This window comes from Nocardia sichangensis, from assembly GCF_047200615.1.
In the GTDB taxonomy this organism is placed as follows: Bacteria; Actinomycetota; Actinomycetes; order Mycobacteriales; family Mycobacteriaceae; genus Nocardia; species Nocardia sichangensis.
Map to the genome: position 1 here is coordinate 95,975 of NZ_JBJZOK010000021.1, position 18,109 is coordinate 114,083.

19 protein-coding genes are annotated in these 18,109 nt (G+C 68.2%); 8 read left to right on the forward strand and 11 right to left on the reverse strand.

Translation table 11 applies throughout. The annotated features are described in order from the left end of the window. Positions 1–27 precede the first annotated feature (27 nt). Positions 28–972 (reverse strand): transcriptional regulator, encoded by a 945-nt coding sequence (locus ACL03I_RS26395; RefSeq protein WP_412807193.1) that lies wholly within the window; start codon positions 970–972, stop codon positions 28–30. 564 nt (positions 973–1,536) lie between these two features. Between ACL03I_RS26395 and ACL03I_RS26400 the strand changes: the two genes are divergently transcribed. Beyond that, positions 1,537–3,087, forward strand: a complete 1,551-nt coding sequence (locus ACL03I_RS26400) for an acyl-CoA carboxylase subunit beta (RefSeq protein ID WP_412807194.1) — start codon at positions 1,537–1,539, stop codon at positions 3,085–3,087. A gap of 215 nt (positions 3,088–3,302) precedes the next feature. On the opposite strand, the gene ACL03I_RS26405 is transcribed toward ACL03I_RS26400, so the two are convergent. From ACL03I_RS26405 to ACL03I_RS26435, 7 genes are all read right to left on the reverse strand, one after another. Continuing rightward, positions 3,303–3,884: an Rv1733c family protein gene (locus tag ACL03I_RS26405; RefSeq protein WP_355078401.1), complete on the reverse strand. Its 582-nt coding sequence runs from the start codon at positions 3,882–3,884 to the stop codon at positions 3,303–3,305. Further along, entirely contained in the window at positions 3,866–4,525 is a 660-nt protein-coding gene (locus ACL03I_RS26410; protein ID WP_355078402.1) for a TetR/AcrR family transcriptional regulator, read from the reverse strand. The genes ACL03I_RS26405 and ACL03I_RS26410 overlap by 19 nt, the downstream gene beginning before the upstream one ends. Positions 4,526–4,664: 139 nt before the next feature. Next, on the reverse strand, positions 4,665–5,615 hold the full coding sequence (locus ACL03I_RS26415) for a helix-turn-helix domain-containing protein (protein WP_356968210.1): 951 nt from the start codon (positions 5,613–5,615) through the stop codon (positions 4,665–4,667). A gap of 85 nt (positions 5,616–5,700) precedes the next feature. Further along, positions 5,701–6,645: a helix-turn-helix domain-containing protein gene (locus tag ACL03I_RS26420; RefSeq protein ID WP_355078404.1), complete on the reverse strand. Its 945-nt coding sequence runs from the start codon at positions 6,643–6,645 to the stop codon at positions 5,701–5,703. 329 nt (positions 6,646–6,974) lie between these two features. Further along, the gene (locus ACL03I_RS26425) at positions 6,975–8,039 is read right to left on the reverse strand and encodes a fused (3R)-hydroxyacyl-ACP dehydratase subunits HadA/HadB (protein ID WP_355078405.1); all 1,065 of its coding nucleotides are present in this window, start codon (positions 8,037–8,039) and stop codon (positions 6,975–6,977) included. 187 nt (positions 8,040–8,226) lie between these two features. After that, complete coding sequence (locus tag ACL03I_RS26430) at positions 8,227–9,600, reverse strand: lipase family protein (protein WP_355078406.1); 1,374 nt, start codon at positions 9,598–9,600, stop codon at positions 8,227–8,229. A 232-nt stretch (positions 9,601–9,832) separates the two neighbouring features. After that, positions 9,833–11,008, reverse strand: coding sequence for a lipase family protein (locus ACL03I_RS26435; protein WP_355078407.1), 1,176 nt, complete (start codon positions 11,006–11,008; stop codon positions 9,833–9,835). Between the two features lie 344 nt (positions 11,009–11,352). Here ACL03I_RS26435 and ACL03I_RS26440 point away from each other — a divergent pair, with 344 nt between their 5' ends. Then, on the forward strand, positions 11,353–11,595 hold the full coding sequence (locus ACL03I_RS26440; protein WP_355078408.1) for a hypothetical protein: 243 nt from the start codon (positions 11,353–11,355) through the stop codon (positions 11,593–11,595). A 10-nt stretch (positions 11,596–11,605) separates the two neighbouring features. On the opposite strand, the gene ACL03I_RS26445 is transcribed toward ACL03I_RS26440, so the two are convergent. Further along, positions 11,606–12,715, reverse strand: coding sequence for an alpha/beta hydrolase (locus ACL03I_RS26445; protein ID WP_412807216.1), 1,110 nt, complete (start codon positions 12,713–12,715; stop codon positions 11,606–11,608). A 117-nt stretch (positions 12,716–12,832) separates the two neighbouring features. Between ACL03I_RS26445 and ACL03I_RS26450 the strand changes: the two genes are divergently transcribed. The 4 genes from ACL03I_RS26450 (at position 12,833) to ACL03I_RS26465 (ending at position 14,985) form a co-directional block, all read left to right on the forward strand. Further along, complete coding sequence (locus tag ACL03I_RS26450; RefSeq protein WP_412807195.1) at positions 12,833–13,402, forward strand: DUF2599 domain-containing protein; 570 nt, start codon at positions 12,833–12,835, stop codon at positions 13,400–13,402. A 34-nt stretch (positions 13,403–13,436) separates the two neighbouring features. After that, on the forward strand, positions 13,437–14,096 hold the full coding sequence (locus ACL03I_RS26455; RefSeq protein ID WP_355078411.1) for an SDR family oxidoreductase: 660 nt from the start codon (positions 13,437–13,439) through the stop codon (positions 14,094–14,096). Positions 14,097–14,160: 64 nt separating this feature from the next. Next, the gene (locus ACL03I_RS26460; protein ID WP_043690427.1) at positions 14,161–14,463 is read left to right on the forward strand and encodes a putative quinol monooxygenase; all 303 of its coding nucleotides are present in this window, start codon (positions 14,161–14,163) and stop codon (positions 14,461–14,463) included. 294 nt (positions 14,464–14,757) lie between these two features. After that, positions 14,758–14,985, forward strand: coding sequence for a hypothetical protein (locus tag ACL03I_RS26465; RefSeq protein ID WP_355078412.1), 228 nt, complete (start codon positions 14,758–14,760; stop codon positions 14,983–14,985). Positions 14,986–15,143: 158 nt separating this feature from the next. Here ACL03I_RS26465 and ACL03I_RS26470 read toward each other — a convergent pair whose 3' ends face one another. Continuing rightward, positions 15,144–16,031 carry a helix-turn-helix domain-containing protein gene (locus ACL03I_RS26470; protein WP_355078413.1) on the reverse strand — a complete coding sequence of 296 codons (888 nt, stop codon included), beginning with the start codon at positions 16,029–16,031 and terminating at the stop codon, positions 15,144–15,146. Between the two features lie 90 nt (positions 16,032–16,121). Then, entirely contained in the window at positions 16,122–16,343 is a 222-nt protein-coding gene (locus ACL03I_RS26475; protein WP_039797917.1) for a DUF397 domain-containing protein, read from the reverse strand. Between the two features lie 326 nt (positions 16,344–16,669). Between ACL03I_RS26475 and ACL03I_RS26480 the strand changes: the two genes are divergently transcribed. Both ACL03I_RS26480 and ACL03I_RS26485 read left to right on the forward strand, forming a co-directional pair. Continuing rightward, positions 16,670–17,467 carry an SAM-dependent methyltransferase gene (locus ACL03I_RS26480; protein WP_355078414.1) on the forward strand — a complete coding sequence of 266 codons (798 nt, stop codon included), beginning with the start codon at positions 16,670–16,672 and terminating at the stop codon, positions 17,465–17,467. Between the two features lie 331 nt (positions 17,468–17,798). Then, on the forward strand, positions 17,799–17,927 hold the full coding sequence (locus ACL03I_RS26485; protein ID WP_355078415.1) for a hypothetical protein: 129 nt from the start codon (positions 17,799–17,801) through the stop codon (positions 17,925–17,927). Positions 17,928–18,109: the final 182 nt, after the last annotated feature.

Below are 18,109 nucleotides of genomic sequence, written 5' to 3' on the forward strand. Positions count from 1 at the left end.
GGCACAGTCGACGATAGCGGCGGAATATCAGGCAGAACGGCCGATCACGCGATCGTTGGGCGAGGTGACGATGGCCATATGGCCCGGCTGGGGCAGTTCACAAGCCGGGGCATCGCCCGCGTCGGCCACCCGATACAGCCCCGGCGGCCCGCCCGCCGCCCGCAGCCGGTCCAGCAGATCGTGGGCGCGACCGGCCAGTTCCGGGATGCGCGCGGTGCGGCCGGTGGCCACCGTGGCCGTCAACGGGACCTCGGCGGCCTCACCGACGATGGCCAGCACGTCGTCGGTCATGGTGAATGTTCCGGTGCGGGCGGGCACGTCGTCGAGCGGCACCAGCACCGTGCCGCCCGCGGCGGACAGCACCGACAAGGCCCGTGAGCCGAGCGGACCGGCCAGCGCGGCCTGCACGCGACGGAGCTTGCGCCGGGCCGCGTCCGTGCCCGTGCCGGGTCTTCGCTCGTCCGGATGCGCCGGAATGCCCAGCGCGACGACCTGATACGACCGTGCGATCGGAATGCCTGTCGCCCTGGCGAGTTCGCCGACCGCGTGCCCGCCCAGCAGCGCGGAGACCAGCGTCTGAGCCGCGGTCTGATGTTCCCGCGCGACCGCGCGGTGCTCGTCGACATAAGCGGTCGACGCCGCCACGGTCACCATCTCCAGTACGTGGACCGCCAATCGCGCACCCGCGAGAAAATGATCGGTTCGCTCGTCGGCGACCTCGTCGGCGAGGAATTCCAGGCCGCTACGGATTTCCTCGTGATATGCGCCGAGCACCGTTTCCAGTGCGATGCCCTCCCGCGCCCAGCGCGAGGCGAAACCGGCGATCTCCGGCGGCCGGACCGTCGCGGGCGCCGGACGCGGAGCCAGTAGTTCGACAGCGGCCGCCAGACAATTCCGTGCGGTCGTCGCGACATCGCCGGACGCGTCGCGGCCGGAGCGCCCGGCCAGGTGTGCGACGAGTTTCGATGTCAACGTCTCGGTACTCGTTCTCGACTGCCTGCCCATCATGCCTCCCGAAGGTTAGCGTCGGATCGTGATGGAATCGAGATATGTTCCGCCGCATCGGGTAAGTCATCAGCGGCCGCCCGACCCGTTGGGCGCAATCACAACTTTCGCTGGAATTCGCGCAGCCCGCGTCCCGCACAGGCAGAACCGCTGCGGCACCGCTATTTTCGGATCCGGCCCGATGTCTTCGCGGGCGCACCGATTTCCGGAGTGTGTGACGCAGCGCCGTCCGCGCATTTCCGGCGCTGCGTCGAGATCACCCTAGATCCGTCGGCACCGCCCTGAGTAGTCCCCTCCGGCGCTCTGGGGACGGTTCATCGCGACCCACGGCCACGATTGGGACGTCACACAGTCCGTGTCGTCGCCGTGAGCCGGGGCGTCGCGTGCTATGAACCGAGGCATCGAAAGGCAAACCTGTGAGCTGTTCCATCAGATCATCCGAACCGCTGTGCAGCAGATCGCACCGCCGATAGCATCGAGCGCCGCGCTGCCGTACGGCGTCGCGACGAGTTTCGAAGGGCGACAACACATATGAGCGGTACGCGAGACAAGCTGGACGAGCTGCGGGGGATTCTGGAACTGGCCGAAGAGCCCGCAGGCGAAAACGGCATCGCGAAGCGCAAGACCAAGGGCATTCCCAGCGCGCGGGAGCGAGTGCGCGCGCTACTCGACCCGGGGAGTTTCGTGGAGACCGGCGCGCTGGTGCGCCAGCCGGGCACCCCGGGAGCCATGTACGGCGACGGCGTGGTCACCGGCCGCGGGCGGATCGACGGCAGGCCCGTCGTGGTGATCGCCCACGATCAGACGGTCTTCGGCGGCTCCGTCGGCGAGATGTTCGGCCGCAAGGTCGCCGCGGCGCTGGATTTCGCCACCAGGAACGCCTGCCCGGTCGTCGCGATCAACGACTCCGGCGGCGCCCGCATCCAGGACGCGGTCACCTCGCTGGCCTGGTACGCGCTGATGAGCCGCCGCCAGGAACGACTGTCGGGCTTCGTCCCGCAAGTGTCGATCATGCTGGGCAAATGCGCGGCCGGGTCGGTCTACGCACCGGTCAACACCGACATCCTGATCGCGACCGAGAAGTCCTACATGTTCGTCACCGGCCCCGAGGTGATCAAGGAGGTCACCGGCGAGGAGGTGACCATGGAGGAACTGGGTGGCGCGCAGGCGCAGGCGGCCAACGGCACCGTCCACCATGTCGCCGCCACCGAGCAGGACGCTTTCGACTGGGTCAGGACCTATTTGGGCTACCTGCCGTCGAGTTGCCTCGAGCCGGGCCCGGTCGTCAATCCGGGCCTGGAGCCGCAGGTCACGCCGCACGATCTGGAGCTGGACTCGATCGTTCCCGACTCCGATCGGCAGGGCTACGACATGCACGAGATCTTGCTGCGCCTGTTCGACGACGGCGACTTCCACGAGATCAGCGCGGCGACCGCGCAGAACCTGATCACCGGCTTCGCCAGGGTGGACGGGCGCAGCGTCGGGGTGATCGCGAATCAGCCGCTGGTCCTCGGCGGCGCGATCGACGCCAAGTGCTCGGACAAGGCGACGCACTTCATCCGGCTGTGCAATGTCTTCGGGCTGCCGCTGATCTTCGTCGTGGACACCCCCGGCGTGCTGCCCGGCGTGGAGGAAGAGCGCAGCGGAGTGATCAAGCGCGGCGGGCGGTTCTTCCGCGCGGTGATCGAGGCGACCGTCCCGATCGTGACCGTCGTGGTCCGCAAGGCCTACGGCGGAGGCTACGCCGTGATGGGCTGCAAGCAACTCGGCTCCGACGTCAGCCTGGCCTGGCCGACCGCGCGCATCGCCGTGATGGGTGCGGAGAGCGCGGTGAGCATCGTCGGCAAACGGCAGCTCGCCCAGGTGGCCCCTGAAGACCGCGCGGCCGTGCGCGACGCCATGATCGAGCAGTACAACACGACGGTGGCCACGCCGTGGATCGCCGCCGAGCGCGGCTACATCGATGCGGTGATCGAGCCTTCGCAGACGAGACTGGAGATCCGCCGGGCGCTGCGTCTGCTGCGCGAGAAAGAGGCGAGCGCCGAGCCCAACCCCCGCAAGCACAGTCTTTTTCCGGTCTGAGGCGCAGCGGACCCGGTTATGCTGTGTCACAACGTAACCGGGTCTATGTGGTGGGATCTCCGGCGATCAGCGGCGAACCGGGCCGTCCGGCACGCCGATGCCTTAATCTCAGGTCAGTGCCGGGCCCGCTTCGTTCGCCGCGTAGCGGCGCGGCACGCGACGTGCCCGCTGCGCCTGTTCCCTACCCTCGCCCGGCGGGCACGCCGCACCAAGGCTCAGCCGTGCCCCCAGGTGAGATCGGCCGCCACCCACTCGGTCTCCCACCTGCGCAGCCGCCGCCGATCGAGACCTCGGCGCAGCAGCAGATAGCTGCCGACGAGCACGATCGAAACGCCGAACACCGCACCGGCGGTCAGCATCACCGCCTTGCTGGCGGGCTGGGTCGACGACGGCGGCTCCACGATCGCGCCGCGTTCGTTCAGCCAGATCGGCACGGTGGAACCCGGCTCGACCACCGTGGTCGACTGATAGTCGCCGGTGTGGGCCACGCCGTCGGCATCCTTCCAGGACACACGCGCGGGCACCACCGGCGCGTACAGCGGCGCCTTCCCGGTTTCGATCACGGTGGCGTCGACTCGATGCAAGCGTGCCGTCTCGGCCCGTACCGCGGCCGTCTCGACGCGGTACACCCGGCCGCCGACGGTCAGCGCGAGTATGGGCACGACTATCAGGAACACCAGGGCCAGCAGCACCGCGACACCGGTCTGCACACGATCTTCACTGCGGCGCAGCGGATTGCGATCCAAGCCGACGCGGCGGCACGTCCGGCGGTACATGTTCACCGACCCGGTAGGCATGACGGTGACTCCTCGTTGCGAATTTCGGCGGTGAGGGTGACGAGGGTGTCGAAGAACTCTTCGACGAGGCCGGGCAGGCCCATCGGATCAGGGCCCGCCGCCCAACTCTGTAGCGCCGCGAGCAGCATGCCCGCACCGGCGCCGACGGCGACGGCCGGACGCGGATCGGTCTGCGGATCCACGCCGAGCCGTGCCGCGATGATCCGGACGGACTCGCGTTGCCCGTCGATGCGGATGCGCTGATAGCCGGCGAACAGTTCCGGTTCGTCCTCGAAGCGCTGGAACAGCGCCCAGCGGCGGGCGAGCAGCGACGCACGGGCCCCGCCGTACTCGGTGGCGAGCCAGTCGTGGACGGCGCCGCGGTAGGCGATCAGGGGCGGCTCGGAAAGGGGACGGTGGCTCAGGGCTTCGTTGAACAGGTGCACATCCTGGTCGACATCGCCGAGAATCGCCTCTTCGATGGACGCGAAGTGCCTGCTGAACGTGCGCCGGGTGACACCGGCCCGCAGCGCGATGTCCTCGACGGCCACCGCGTCGAGCCCCCGCTCGGTGAGCAGGTCGAACGCCGCGCGCGACAGCGCTTCACGGCTGCGCCGAGTGCGCAGCCGACGGCCGTCCAGACCGACACCGTCGTCGCTCATGCACCTGAGCATACCCCTATTGTCCCAATGGGACAATACTTTGCTCTTGCCCGGCATGCGCATCACCTCGCAGAGAAGATGCCCGATTCGGGCGCGCCGAATCGCCCGGGAAGACGTCGGGAGGGCGGCCGGCGGCCGGTCAGCTTCTCGGGTTGTCCACCGGTTCGTCGACGGTCGGCGGAATGCCGTCGCGCAAGATCTGGAGCAGCTGGCCGGAATGCTCCGGTGACGGGGCCAGCAGCGAAAGTTGGTTCAGCACCGTGTAGTACACGTCCAGGTCGGCGATCTTGTCCAGATACAGCGCGCTGGTCAGCTGCTGGAGATAGACGATGTCGGGCAGATCGGCCTCGGCGAAGCGCAAGACGGTGAACGCGCCGTCGGTGAGCGCGGGGCCGCCCACGTGATCGGCCAGGATCTGGATCGTGACGTTCGGCCGCGCCGCCGCGTGCAGCACGCGGTCCAGCTGCGCGCGCCAGACGGTCGAGCCGCCGATCCTGCGGCGCAGCGCGGCCTCCTCGATGAGCATCCACACCTGCGGCGGGTGCGGACCGGCGAGGATCTCCTGCCTGCGCATGCGCAGCGCGACCCGGCGTTCGATCGCGTCCTGCGGCTCGCCCGGATGCGACAGTGTGAGCAGCGCGCGGGCGTACTCCGGGGTCTGCAGCAATTCGGGGACCGCCCGCGGCTCGTAGCAGCGGATCAGCCGGGCCGCCTGTTCCAGCCCGAGGTAAGTGTCGAACCACTTCGGCAACCAGTCGTTGTCTCGCGCCCACCAGCCCGACGCATTGGCCTGCCTGGCCAGTTCCAGGTATCGATCCCGTTCGGCGGGGTCGGTCACCTCGTAGAAGTCGAGCAGGTCGACCAGATCGCGTTCCCGGCAGCCGGTGCGCCCGAGCTCCAGCCGACTGATCTTCGAATGCGACCCGCGAATGGCCTCACCCGCCGCTTCCCTGGTGATCTTCCGGTCCTCGCGCAGGCGACGCAGCCGGCCGCCTAGAACCATCCGCAGCACCGTCGGCCCGCCTCCGGACACCGGCTGAGCGCCGAACCCCGCCGCATCGGCCGCCTGTCGCACGTTCGAAGGACGCATGCCCCGAGTCTGCCATGTTGTCCCAGTCGTTATCTACGGCCGAAAGTCCCTGTACCGCCGCGCATTCGTGGTTCCACCGGGCCGGTCAGGCCGGGCCGGACGGCAGCTCGACGATCTGCGGCTCACGCTCACGCAAGGCCGCGATGAGGTCGCGGGTGTACTCGGGGGGCGCGGCGTGCACCGACAGCAGATTCGCCACCGCCCGGTAAGCCGCGAGATCGGCGTCCTTGTCCAGGTACAGCGCGCCGGTGAGCTGCTGGAGATACACGATGTCCGGCAGATCCGCCTCGGCGAAACGCAGCATGGTGAACGCGCCGTCGGAGACCGCGGGGCCGCCGACGTGATCGGCGAGCACCTGTACGGTGATGTTCGGCGCGTCCGCGACCCGCAGCAGGTGGTCGAGCTGGGCCAACCACACCTGCGATCCTCCGATTCTGCGCCGCAGCGCCGCTTCCTCGACGATCAGCCACATCTGAGGTGGGTCCGGCCTGGTCAGGATCTCCTGGCGGCGCATCCGCAGGGCCACGCGCCGCTCGATCGACTCCTCGTCCTCGTGCGGATGAGCGAGCACGAACAGCGCGCGGGCGTACTCGGGGGTCTGCAGCAGTTCCGGAACGACCCGCGGCTCGTAGCAGCGGATCAACTGGGCGGCATGCTCCAGCCCGAGATAGGTGTCGAACCACTTCGGCAGCCAGTCGGCGTCGTGATGCCACCATCCCGAGGTGTTCGCCTGCTTGGCCAGCCGCTTGAACTCCGCGCACTCCTCCTCGTCGGTGACGCCGTACAGCGCGAGCAGGTCCACCAGATCCCGCTCCCGGAAGCCGGTACGCCCCAGTTCCAAGCGGCTGATCTTCGAGTGCGAGCCACGGATCGCCTCGCCCGCTTCCTCCAGTGAGATGCCGCACGCCTCACGCAGCCGACGCATCCGCCCGCCGAGGATCATCCGTAGGGCGGTCGGGCCGCCCTCGGCGGCGGGAGCCGTTCCACGAGCGATGGATTCGTTCTGAGGCCGCACTACCGAAGCACGCATGTACCGAGTCTCGCATGTGCGGTGCCCGCACTCCAGCACCGAACCCCACGAACGGCAGCGTATGCGCAGGTGCAAGCACATCCGCAAGATCATTTTCAAGGTCGCCGGGATGACTGCTCGTCCCGCAGCCCGAGTACCGCCAGCAGCGACCATCGGTCCGGCAGCAGACGAACTACGGAAGGCAAAGCGACGAGTTGGCCGCGGGGCGCGCGGCGATACCGAAAACCATTGCGGCCGAGTAGTTCCGCTGCGCGACCCGCGCACCGAAGCGATGACCGCACGACCCGGTGCCCGCCGCCGCCGACTCCGGTGACGGCGGGCCGCTCGGTTCAGCGCAGCACTACGTCCGCCGTCGCGCGACCGAACAGCTTGCGGTCACCGCAGGTCGCGGTCAAAGCGATGGTGGCCGCGCGGCGCTGTGGGTCCAATTGCTTGACCCGACCGCGGAATTCGATCGCGCTCGCCCTGGTCGCCGGAACCGGGGCGAACCCGGCGAACCGCACCCCGTACCGCGTGACGGCGGCCGGATCACCGAGCCACGAGGTGAGATACCCGGCGCCGATGCCCATGGTCAGCAGTCCGTGCGACACCACGTCGGGCAGTCCGGCGCTGCGCGCGACCACGTCGCTGAAGTGGATCGGGTTCGAATCACCGGAGACGCCTGCGTAATTCACCAGATCACCACGAGACAGCAGCACTGTTCGCGGGGCCAGTTCCATGCCGACGGACAGGTCCTCGAAAGCGGGGACGGTGCGGGGCGTGCGCGACTCGTCGGGGGTGTCCGCTTGCAACGCCTCGTCGAAGCTCTCGACCAGCCCGCCGTCGTCGCCGGACCCGCGCCCGGCCGCCGCGTTCGCACGGTCGGCGGCCGACTGCCCGGTCATGATCACGCCCTCGACCGCCGCGCGCAGATCGGCGGCGAGGTCCACCCCGGTCTGCGCCACCGCCGTGGTGTGCGCGGTCTGCAACACTTCCTTGTGCTGGTTGCTCAGCACGTTCCTGGTGACCATGAAGTCCTTGTCACCGAACTGCCGGAACGACTCGATGTAGGATTCGCACCGCACCTGGTCGCCCGCGACGATCGGCCGGTGCACCCGGATCGTCTGCTCCGTCTGCAGCACCTGGCCGAGGTCGTACCCGGTGAGCACGGACTCGAACATCTTGCGCTGCATCAACATGAGCACGATCGACGAGAACGTCATCGGCGCGACGAGCCCGTCGAAGCCGAGTTCCGCCGCGGCGTCTTCGTACCGGTGGGCGGGATGGCCGTCCTGCAGCGCTCGCGCGAACTCCCGGATTTTCTCGCGCCCCACCTCGTATGAGTCGGTCAGGCGATATTGCCGCCCCACCAGTGCCTTGGCTTGTTCGGACGCGGTGGTCGTGATGTCGTTCATGTGCCTCTCTCGGGAATCCGCCGTCACCCCCGACCGGCCCGGCCCACCGTACCGAAGCCGCGACGACGCCGCAGGAGCGCCCTCGCCAGATCTGGGCATACCAACCGAAGGGCCGAAGGGGGACACAGTCTTGATCGCCATCGCGGGCGCACCGCGTTACCGGATTCCCCCGAGCGCCGTCACACGGTCAGCACTCGTCTGGCGCAGGCACTCCCCGCAGCCTGTCGTCCAGCCAGATCATGGCTTCCGGATAACCGAGCGCACCGGCGATGATGTGCTCACCCAGCACACTGCGGTACACCGCGGGCACGCCGAGGCCGCACTGCTCCAGATAGAGATCGCGCGCGCCCTCGGCCGGGATCCAGAACTCCTGCTCGCCGTTGTAGACGTAGAGCGGAGTCGCCGACCGCATCCCGGCCATCTTCGTCACCCGATAGATGTCCGCGGCCAGCGCCGAATGCAGCGGATCGGGGAAATTCGCGGCGATGTCGATCGGCAGCATCAGCACGCCGATCGCTCCGAAGCTGCTGCCGCACATGTTCTTCACCGGCGAGGTGGCCACCCATCGGGCGAGATTGTTCATCCCGGCCAGGATCTCCGGCCGCTCGCGGCCGATGCCGAACACGGCGCCCATGAATATCGCCGAGGCGAGGTTGCCGTTCATGCTGCGGGCCAGGATCTCGAAGTCGGCGGGCACGCCGCCCAGCGCCGCGCCCACGATCACGTCCGCCAATTCCGGTGCGTAGCCGTCGATCAGCTTCACCGCCCCGTGCGTCGCGATCGCGCCGCCGGAATATCCCGCCAGGCCGAACTTCGCGGCGCCGAACTCCTCCGGCAGCAGCCCGCGCACCGCCCGGATCGAGTCGAGTACGGCGTGCCCGGCCACGATGGGTTCGGCGTAGGCCATCGAAGGGCCCTCGTGGTCCGGGATCAGCACGGCGTACCCGCGCAGCGCCGCCAGATGCGTCGTAGGCGGCAGGAAGTCGGTGGTGCTGGTATCGGGGTTGAGCCCGTGCGCGAGGGTGTATCCCGGCGTGCAGGTACGGCCGAGGGCATCGATGGGCAGGTTGTTCACCACCACCGGCCGCTGACCGGGCCCTGGCCACGGTGCGGCGGGAACGATCAGCGTCGCCGTGGCGTACGACGGTGCGCCGTGCGCGTCCGTCGTACGGTACTTCACCAGCAGCGCACGCTGGATCGGCAGCAGCAGCAACGGCGCGGCCGTCGCGCGCACGTCGCGGACCTCGATGACCTGTCCCTCGGCCGATTCGTCGAGATTCGCGGGCCGTAGGTCGAACATCGGGTCGCCGACGGCGGAGGGCAGCGTGGCCGAGCGCAGCGCGGCCAGCGACGGCGACAGCGTAGTCGCCTCGTGCGCAGGCGAAATCGGCTCCGGCAGCGGCGCGATCGGCGGCGGCGGGATCACCTGATCGATGAGTTGTTGTAGCGCGGGCAGCAACCCGCCCGGCGGCGGCGCGGGCGGCGGCTCTGCGGCGGCGGGGACGGCCAGGACCGAGCTGGCGGCGAGCAATGCCACAGCAATGGCACGCGAAATCTTCATGGCACACGCCTTCGGGTGCGAACGGCAACGTCGTCTGGCACCCGGGCGCACTGGCCTTCGACCCCCGAAATGTCCCCTGTCAGACCGGGAGCCAGGACGTCAGGCTACGTCAGCGCCCTGGACTGGACGCAGTAAAGCGTCCGAGTTGTGTTGTCGCGTATCCATATCGCAACAACCGGCCGAGACCCTTTCCGGAGAGTGGGTCCCGGCTCGGCCGTTCTCGTATCGTCGCTCAGCAATTGCTCGGCGCCGGCTCCCCTCGGAAACGAGCGTCCAGCCAGTTCAGTGCCGCGGGAATACCGAGCACCGCCGCGGTCAAATGGTCCGGCACCGGGATCTCCTCGGTCTGCACCCTGGCGCCCGCCGAACACCATCGCTTGTCGGTGTTGACCACCGCGTCGATCGGGATGAGGCCGTCGATCGGCGAATGCCATTCGAACACCGGCGTCTTCGGCACGCCGTCGTAGAGTTCGAGGCTGTTCTCCTCGACCACGGCGCGCGCGGTGTTGTCGGTGATCATCGAGGTCGTCTTGGCGAAGTCCAGCGCACCGTGACCCGCCCCCGTCGAGAGGATGTCGTTGGTGCAGCTGTTGGCGATCTGCGCGCGAGCGGCCAGACCACGTTCGTTCAGCTGGTCGCTCAGCGGGAAGCGAGTCGGGTACTCCCGTTCCAGCCCGAACCCGGCGGCGAACGCCAGACCGAACACCGGGTGCGGGTTGAGCCCCAGCCCCTCGAGCATCTTCACCAGATTCATCGGCACGCCGCCCATGGCCGCGCCCGCGATGTCGAGTTCCGGCGCGTACTTCGGCTGCAGAGCCGCGGCCCACGCGGTGGCCATCCCGCCGCCGGAGTATCCGACCATCGCCACCGGGCTGCGCTGCACCCCGAGTTCGTTGACCTGCTTGACGGCGCGGATCCCGTCGAGCGTGATCTGCCCGCCGAGCTTCGCGGCGCCGTAGGCGAAATTCGGGCCGAGGTGGTCGGGCAGCGCGACGCTCCAGCCGCGCGCCAGCAGCACGTTCCAGCCGGGCGCTTCCCGCACGACGAGGTTCGGGTCACCGGTGTAGAGCACCCGGGAGACCGAGCACTCCGAGCCGAGCCCGTTGATGATGTGCTGGAACGACAGCAGCGGACCGTCCGCGCGATGCGCCTTCGGCGTCAGCACCGTGGTGGTCGCCGCGATCGGTTTCCCCTCCGAACTCGTCGACCGGAACCGGATCACGGTCACCGTGGTCTCCGGGAAGATCGCCAGCGGCGGCATCACCCTGGTCGCGATCACGTCGCCGGGCTTGCGGTCGGCGATGTCCGCGGGCGTCGCGTAGAAGGGATCCGGATCGGGTTCGGGATACAGCGGCGCGCTGGTCGCCGCGCCGGCCATGCTCGCGATCAGCACCAGCCCCGCGGCCATCGCTCCGATCGCACGTGCGAGACGTCTTCGCCCCACTCCCCTACCCAACGAACGTGGGCCCTGACTCATCGACGTGTGCCTCCTGAATCGTCCGACGCTGTGCTCATCCTCGGCAACATCACCCGCGCTGGGTACCGCCCGACGCGATCATGTTGACAATTCACAAGTTTGGGTCGCCCGGGCTGTGCCCGCGATGCGCCCCGGCTGGTGACTGTACCCCACGACGCCGCGTCCGTTCTGTGACATTTCCAGCCGATAACCTGCAACATGTTCTCAGCAGTGGCGGCCCTTTACCGTCAGTCCTACCGGCGCGGCTGCCGCGCAGGCCGGAAGGAGACAGTGGCATGGACGGCACTGTGCGCAGACTCGCTGACCGCGACGACACCCGAGAACCGCCGACCCGGCGTATCACCGTCTACTTCGACGGGCCCACTCCCGAGGACGCGCTGGTCCTCGAATACGCGGCCACCAAAACCGAGGCGTGGGAGTTCACCTCGGCCGCCGCACACGCCGGGCTCACCGTCACCGTCGACGGCCAGGTCCGTCCCGGCCTGCGCAGGCTACCGTGCCATTCGCTCTGGCGCTGAGTGAGCGGACTCAAGGCCGATCGAGCACGCCACGCAGGAAGTCGAGCGCGTCGGGAAACGCCTCGCGCGCCGCGCCGAGATGATCGCCGGGATACCAGTCCACCCGCAGATCGGTGCCCGCGCAGCGCAGCTCGGCGACCAGCTCGAGCGTCAGCGGCGCGGGCACCTCCAGATCCGTCAGCCCCTGACCGAGGTACAACGGCACCGAGTAGCCGCTCGTCGGCACCTTCAACATCGCGCGCACCGCGGCCAGCAGCGCGGGGTCGTCCAATGGCCGCGACAGCATGGCCCCGATGCCGATACCGGACACCTGCGCGTCCGCCTCGGCGGCGCAGTCCGCTTCCACGATGCGCAGGACGTCCCGGCCCACCGGGGTCAGGTAGCCGTCGATGTCCAGCTCCGGCGCACTGGCGCGCAACCCGGCCAGCAGCATGCCGAAATAGGTCGTCGTCTTCTGCAGCGGCAGCCGCGGCAGCCAAGGCCCCGCCAGCGGGAACACCACGTCCAGATTCGACGGTGCGCCGGTCGCGGCCGCGCCGCGCAGATCGAGTTCCGGTGCGTCGCCGGGCGCGAGATGGGCGGTGAACAGCGCCGCGTGCCCGCCCTGCGACTGACCGAACACCGCCCAGCGGGTACCGAGCGAAGGGGCGACCGCCCGTGCCGCGCGCACGCCGTCGATGATGCTGCGGGCCTGGGCGGGACCGTCCAGATAGGGATGCACGCCGGGGGTGCCGAGTCCGACATAGTCGGAGATCACCACCGCATAGCCCGCGCGCAGCAGATCCGGGTACACCGACGTCAGGTAGTAGTCCCGGGGTCGCAGCGTGAACGCGCACTCGTCGGCGATCCCGGAAGTGCCGTGCGCGTAGGCGACGATCGGCCAACCCCCTTGCGGCGGAGCGCCTTCGGGCAGATAGAGCACTCCGGTGCTCAGCATGGGCCCGCGCGGGCCACGCGACCGATACGTCAGCCGTTCGGCGGTCGTCGCCCCTGCCACGTGCAGACGGTCCGTCAGTTCCGCCAGGTCCGTCACGGTGCCGGGCGCCTCGTCCACCCCGGCGTCCGCGGGCCCGGCCAACGCGACCGTCACCGAGACCACGACGCCCGCCGCCCCCACCATGAACCGTCCACACCGCACCGGCCGACTATCCCCAGCCGCGGCCGCACCGGCAAGCCACCACAATCGGTGGCCCGGCCGGGCGACCTCGCCGGGACCGCCCTGGCTCGCTAGGCTCGGATGAGCACGCCGGAAACCGGTGCCGAGGAGAACACAGGAGGCTCGACCGTGGCGCAGCGGTACCCGTATCGCCTCGTCACCCGGCGCCGCGCCGCCGTACTGCTCGCGGCGGGGCTGCTGCCTCTGCCGATCGCCTGTGGAAACGATTCGCCCGATCCTTCGGCGGACACGACCACGACCGCAGGCACCACGACCACCACCGTGCCGACCGCGCCGATATCGATACCGCCGGCCGCCGTGCCGTCCGTCGACCCCTACGCGGGACAGCCGCTGATCGATCACGTCGCCTGGACCGAAGCGATCGACGGACCCCGGCTGCTCGTCTTCCCGACGCAGGCCGGTCGGCGGACCACCTTTCCCGGCTCGGACGAACGGGCGTGGCAGGAGGTCGTGGCCGAGTCGGCGGACGCGGACGCACCGGGCATGCGCGATCAGTTCGTCTGCCACTGGGCGTGGGCCCGGCTGGTCCAGCCGGACAAGCAGAGCTGGAACCTGGAACCGTGGCGCCCGGCGGTGGGCTACCAGGCCACCGTCGAAGCGCGCTGTAATCCCGGCGGCCCCGAGCGCTGAGCGCGGGCGCCGCCCCGACCGGAAGGAGCGATCCATGCGCGTCGTCATCGCAGGCGGACACGGGAAGATCGCATTGCTGCTCGCCCCATTGCTCACCGCGAACGGCCACGAGGTCGCCGCCCTCATCCGCGACCCCGAGCACGCCGCCGACGTACGCGCCACCGGCGCCGAACCGGTGCTGTGCGATCTGGAGAAGGCGGGCACAGACGAGGTGGCGGATGTCGTAAAAGGCGGCGACGCGGCGGTTTTCGCCGCCGGCGCCGGGCAGGGCAGCGGCGTGGACCGGAAATACACCGTCGACCTGGGCGGCTCCGTCCGGCTGGCCGAGACCGCCGAGCGCACCGGAGTGCGCCGCTTCCTGCAGATCTCCACGATGGGCGCGGGGCAGCCGGTCGCTCCCGGTTCCGACGACGTGTGGGCGGCGTACATCGACGCGAAGACCAAGGCCGAAGACGATCTGCGCGAGAGAGATCTCGACTGGACCATTGTGCGCCCCGGCCGCCTGACCGACTCCCCCGGCACCGGTCTGGTGACTCTCGCGCCGGCCCCGGTCGGGCGCAGCGAGGTCCCGCGCGCCGATGTGGCGGCCGTACTGGCCGGACTGCTGCCCGCCGCGCCCGCATACGGGCTGACCCTCGAACTCGTCTCGGGTGACACTCCGATTAGCCAGGCAATTGCACATCTGACCGATTGAGCTGTCGCGCACCCCGCTACCGCCCTTGCCGATCGACCGCAACGGTCACGATGGGAGAACAACCGTGTTCAGTCGAATCGTCTCGATGAAGATCCGCCCCGGCTCCCGCGCCGAGTTCCTGGCAGCCATATCCCGCAGCGCCGACGCCTCCGTCCGGACCGAGCCCGGCTGTCTGCGCTTCGACATCTGCGCAGATCGGGTGGACCCCCACCGATTCTTTCTCTATCAGCTCTACACCGACGACGAGGCGGCGGAAGCACACCGTTTCACCGAACATTTTCTTGCTTGGCGGGCCGCGGCGGACCAATTCGTCGAGCCGGGTACACAGATCGATTACAGCACGGACGTCCTATTCGGCCGCGACTGAAATTTCGCGTCGGGCACCGTTTCCGCAAACTTCCGGCCGCGAAATACGCAGTGCGCACGTGCAATCGATCGTGCAGATGTGCTTGCATCTGAAAGGTACGGCGGCATAAACTCGGTCCCGCAACGCTTTACAGGGGACCACCAGGGGAGGCCGCGTGGGCGAGCCGAAGGCCGAAGCCGCCATGGGTTTGCCGCCGCCAGAAACAGGGGCATTCGAATGGAACATCCACTTACCGGCGGCCGGTTCGGATCAGCCGACACCGCACTGGCCGACCAGCCGGCGAACGGTAGACATATGAGCACATTATCGGCCCACAGCGGCCACACCGATACCGCATTTTCCCGAGAAACCGCCGTGGCATACGTGATCGATGCCGTCGAATCCACCGGGGCGGCGACTCGGCACGATTTCGATATCGACCGCATCGTCACCACCGCGCACGCGATGGCCGACGACTGGGATCTCGAGGCATTGCAGCCCGCTACATTCTGGCGAATCGCCTCCAGCTTCATCAAGCAGTAGATCATCCCGCCGTCCGAGCCCGGCGGATAACGAAATTTTCGGCGGCTACCACCGCCGAGCGATTGGACAGCAAAGAAAAACCGAGCGGCCACCTCCGATCTGGGAGGTGGCCGCTCGGCGTATCGGGTCTTCGGCGGCGCCGAGACTACCGCGTGGCCTCAGCGCCCTTCGGCATACTTCTCCATGATCGCGATCGACTTGTCCGGGCGCTCGGCCTGCACACTGAGGCGGTCCATCACCGACAGGTACAACGCCAGGTCTTGCCGCCGCTCGAGATACAACGCGCTGGTCAACTGTTCGAGATACACGATGTCCGGCAGTTCGGCCTCGGCGAAACGCAGAATGCTGAAGGAACTGCCCGCCGCGGCGTGCTCCCCCGCGGTGAACGGCAGCACCTGGATCGTCACATTGGGCAGCTTCGCCAGCCGGACCAGATGCAGCATCTGCTCTCGATGCACCTGCGCGCCACCGACGGGCCGCACCAACGCGGCCTCGTCGAGCACCGCCCACACCACCGGCGGGTCCGAGCGGAAGAGGATTTCCTGCCTGCGCTGACGCACCGCGACCCGCCGATCCGTGTCGGCGTCCTCGTACCCGAGCGATACGACCGCCCGGGCGTATTCGGGCGTTTGCAGCAGTCCGGGAACAAGATGCGACTCGTAGGTGCGGATCTTGCTCGCGGCCTGTTCCAGGCCGAGGTAGGTGCCGAACCACTGCGGCAGCAGGTCGCTGTAGCGATGCCACCAGCCGGGCTCGTTGGCCTGCCTGGCCAACTCGAGGAACGACTCGCGCTCCTCGGCATCGTGAACGCCGTAAAGGGTCAGCAGGTCGCGGATGTCGCGTTCCTTGAAGCCGGTACGGCCCAACTCGAGACGACTGATCTTGGCGTGCGATCCCCGGATCGCATCACCCGCCGCTTCACGGGTGATGCCCTTCTTCTCCCGAAGCTTGCGCAGCTGGCCGCCCAATGCGATGCGTAGCACGGTCGGACCACGTTCCGCGACAACGGATTGCACATGACCATCGTCATCGGGTTCAGCGATCATCGAGTTCGTCTCCGATACTCCGGGGGTTGCCCACAGTGTGTCACAACCACCTGTCGCGAGACACACCGCACCGACCGCTAATGTTACCGCTCAGCTAGTCAAATAGTCGAACTCCCCGGCCTTCGCGCCGCGGACGAACGCGTCGATCTCCGGACGCGTGTAGATCAAGACCCCACCTTCCGGGTCCCGCGAGTTACGTACTGCCACCTGGCCGTTGGCCGTTTCGGCCACCTCGACGCAGTTGCCGCTCGGATTACTGAAGGAACTCTTTCGCCAAGTTCCGATGATCTCGTTGGTGGATGTATCCGACATCTTCCCCACTCCTCCGTTACCGCAGTCAGGCGATTCGGTTCGTGCAGATGCACGTTCAAACGTTCTTGCATCTGCACCGACACCGGACGATAGCACGAAGTTCGCCCTCTGTGCGCCCGCGGATCGGCGTCATCGGGCGACAGATCTGAAACACGATCACCTCGACCCGGAAACACCGAGATCAGCTCCCCGATCCACCCCTCTGGACGCGCGCGAATCTTGTACTGTCACAGTGCACATCGGATGTACCAGTCATTCGCGACAACCCCACGCACCCACCTGCACGGCAGTGCCGCGGACCCGTTTCTGCCTAGGAGTACAACCCCATGACCGAAGACCACAGCCCCCTCATCCGAACCGACATACCCCACTCCGCGCGCATCTGGAACTACTGGATGGGCGGCAAGGACTACTACGAGATCGACCGCATCGCAGGCGATGCCGGGATCGAGGTGGATCCGGACATCACCACCATGGCGGTGCAGTCGCGCCAGTTCCTCATCCGCGCGGTGCGCTACCTCGCCGGGGAGCAGGGCATCCGCCAGTTCCTCGACATCGGGACCGGCCTGCCCACCATGCAGAACACCCACGAGGTCGCCCAGAGCGTCGCGCCGGAGTCCCGGATCGTGTACGTGGACAACGATCCGCTGGTGCTCACGCACGCGCGGGCGCTGCTCACTTCCACCACGCCGGAGGGCGTCACCACCTACATCGACGCCGACTACCACGATCCCGAGCGGATCATCACCGACGCCAAGCACGTCCTGAACTTCAACGAGCCCATCGCCGTGATGTTCATGGGCGTGCTCGGCCACGCCAAGACCTACGACGAGTTGCTGCGCATCGTGCGCACCGTGCTGGACGCCGTGCCGTCGGGCAGCTACCTGGTGATGTGGGACGGCACCGACGACAGCAAGGCGTATGTCACCTTGTGCGAGAACTACACCGGCACCGGTGGCACTCCTTATGTCCCCCGCCCGCAGGCTCAGATCAAGGCCGTCTTCGACGGCCTGGAGTTGGTCGAGCCGGGCTTCGTGTCCATCACGCAGTGGCGCTCGGGCGCCACGGAGGTGGGCGAGTCCCGTCCGATCTCCGCCTACGGCGCTGTCGCGCGCAAGCCGTAAGGCCCCTGAACGCCAAACCGCAAGCGGCACAGCGGCGGTCGCCGGTCACCACCGGCGGCCGCCGCCGGTTTTTTTCTCTGACCGATCGTGCAGATGTACTTGCATTTGCAAGCGACGGAGGAATAGACTCGAACTCGAAATCGGGGAGGTACGCAGGGAGTTCGAGTCTGCGCTACCAGTACGTCGGCCTCCCCGCCGCACGTCGGACGCGAGGGGTAGTCGAATGATCGAGCCATTTCGAACTTCCCCCCGGGTTGCCGTCATCGATGGCGCCGGCGCCGAGCCCTTCCGTCAGTACCCTGCGCCCGAGTTCGCCGCGACGGATTGCAGTGTGGAGCCCCGCGGCCTCACCTACCGGCAGGCCCGCGACATCCTCTACGCCCACGAGGTCCACGGTCCGCAGTGCAGGCAGTGGCTGGCGGCAGCCGCGTATCTGTCAGCCGGGCTGGACGACGAATAACAGGCCACACCCCGGCGCGCGAATGCCTCGCCGCTTCGTAAACCCTGCTCCAGCACCGTAATCCGGGCCGCGTGCTGCGCGTCCGTCATCGGGTCACTATGGAATGCGGAGCGATCCCGAGCGATCTCACAGATCACTCCCGGTCCACACAGCCCTTTCGTATAGTGATCGATCGACTCGGG

Excerpts from the sequence above, each read along its gene's own strand:
- ACL03I_RS26405 (WP_355078401.1), bottom strand. The coding sequence starts at position 3,884 with ATGCCTACCGGGTCGGTGAACATGTACCGCCGGACGTGCCGCCGCGTC.
- ACL03I_RS26435 (WP_355078407.1), bottom strand. The coding sequence starts at position 11,008 with ATGGCCGCGGGGCTGGTGCTGATCGCGAGCATGGCCGGCGCGGCGACC.
- ACL03I_RS26480 (WP_355078414.1), top strand. The coding sequence starts at position 16,670 with ATGACCGAAGACCACAGCCCCCTCATCCGAACCGACATACCCCACTCC.
- ACL03I_RS26450 (WP_412807195.1), top strand. The coding sequence starts at position 12,833 with ATGAGCACGCCGGAAACCGGTGCCGAGGAGAACACAGGAGGCTCGACC.
- ACL03I_RS26410 (WP_355078402.1), bottom strand. The coding sequence starts at position 4,525 with ATGAGCGACGACGGTGTCGGTCTGGACGGCCGTCGGCTGCGCACTCGG.
- ACL03I_RS26440 (WP_355078408.1), top strand. The coding sequence starts at position 11,353 with ATGGACGGCACTGTGCGCAGACTCGCTGACCGCGACGACACCCGAGAA.
- ACL03I_RS26430 (WP_355078406.1), bottom strand. The coding sequence starts at position 9,600 with ATGAAGATTTCGCGTGCCATTGCTGTGGCATTGCTCGCCGCCAGCTCG.
- ACL03I_RS26475 (WP_039797917.1), bottom strand. The coding sequence starts at position 16,343 with ATGTCGGATACATCCACCAACGAGATCATCGGAACTTGGCGAAAGAGT.
- ACL03I_RS26470 (WP_355078413.1), bottom strand. The coding sequence starts at position 16,031 with ATGATCGCTGAACCCGATGACGATGGTCATGTGCAATCCGTTGTCGCG.
- ACL03I_RS26420 (WP_355078404.1), bottom strand. The coding sequence starts at position 6,645 with ATGCGTGCTTCGGTAGTGCGGCCTCAGAACGAATCCATCGCTCGTGGA.
- ACL03I_RS26445 (WP_412807216.1), bottom strand. The coding sequence starts at position 12,715 with ATGGTGGGGGCGGCGGGCGTCGTGGTCTCGGTGACGGTCGCGTTGGCC.
- ACL03I_RS26465 (WP_355078412.1), top strand. The coding sequence starts at position 14,758 with ATGAGCACATTATCGGCCCACAGCGGCCACACCGATACCGCATTTTCC.
- ACL03I_RS26425 (WP_355078405.1), bottom strand. The coding sequence starts at position 8,039 with ATGAACGACATCACGACCACCGCGTCCGAACAAGCCAAGGCACTGGTG.
- ACL03I_RS26415 (WP_356968210.1), bottom strand. The coding sequence starts at position 5,615 with ATGCGTCCTTCGAACGTGCGACAGGCGGCCGATGCGGCGGGGTTCGGC.
- ACL03I_RS26400 (WP_412807194.1), top strand. The coding sequence starts at position 1,537 with ATGAGCGGTACGCGAGACAAGCTGGACGAGCTGCGGGGGATTCTGGAA.
- ACL03I_RS26455 (WP_355078411.1), top strand. The coding sequence starts at position 13,437 with ATGCGCGTCGTCATCGCAGGCGGACACGGGAAGATCGCATTGCTGCTC.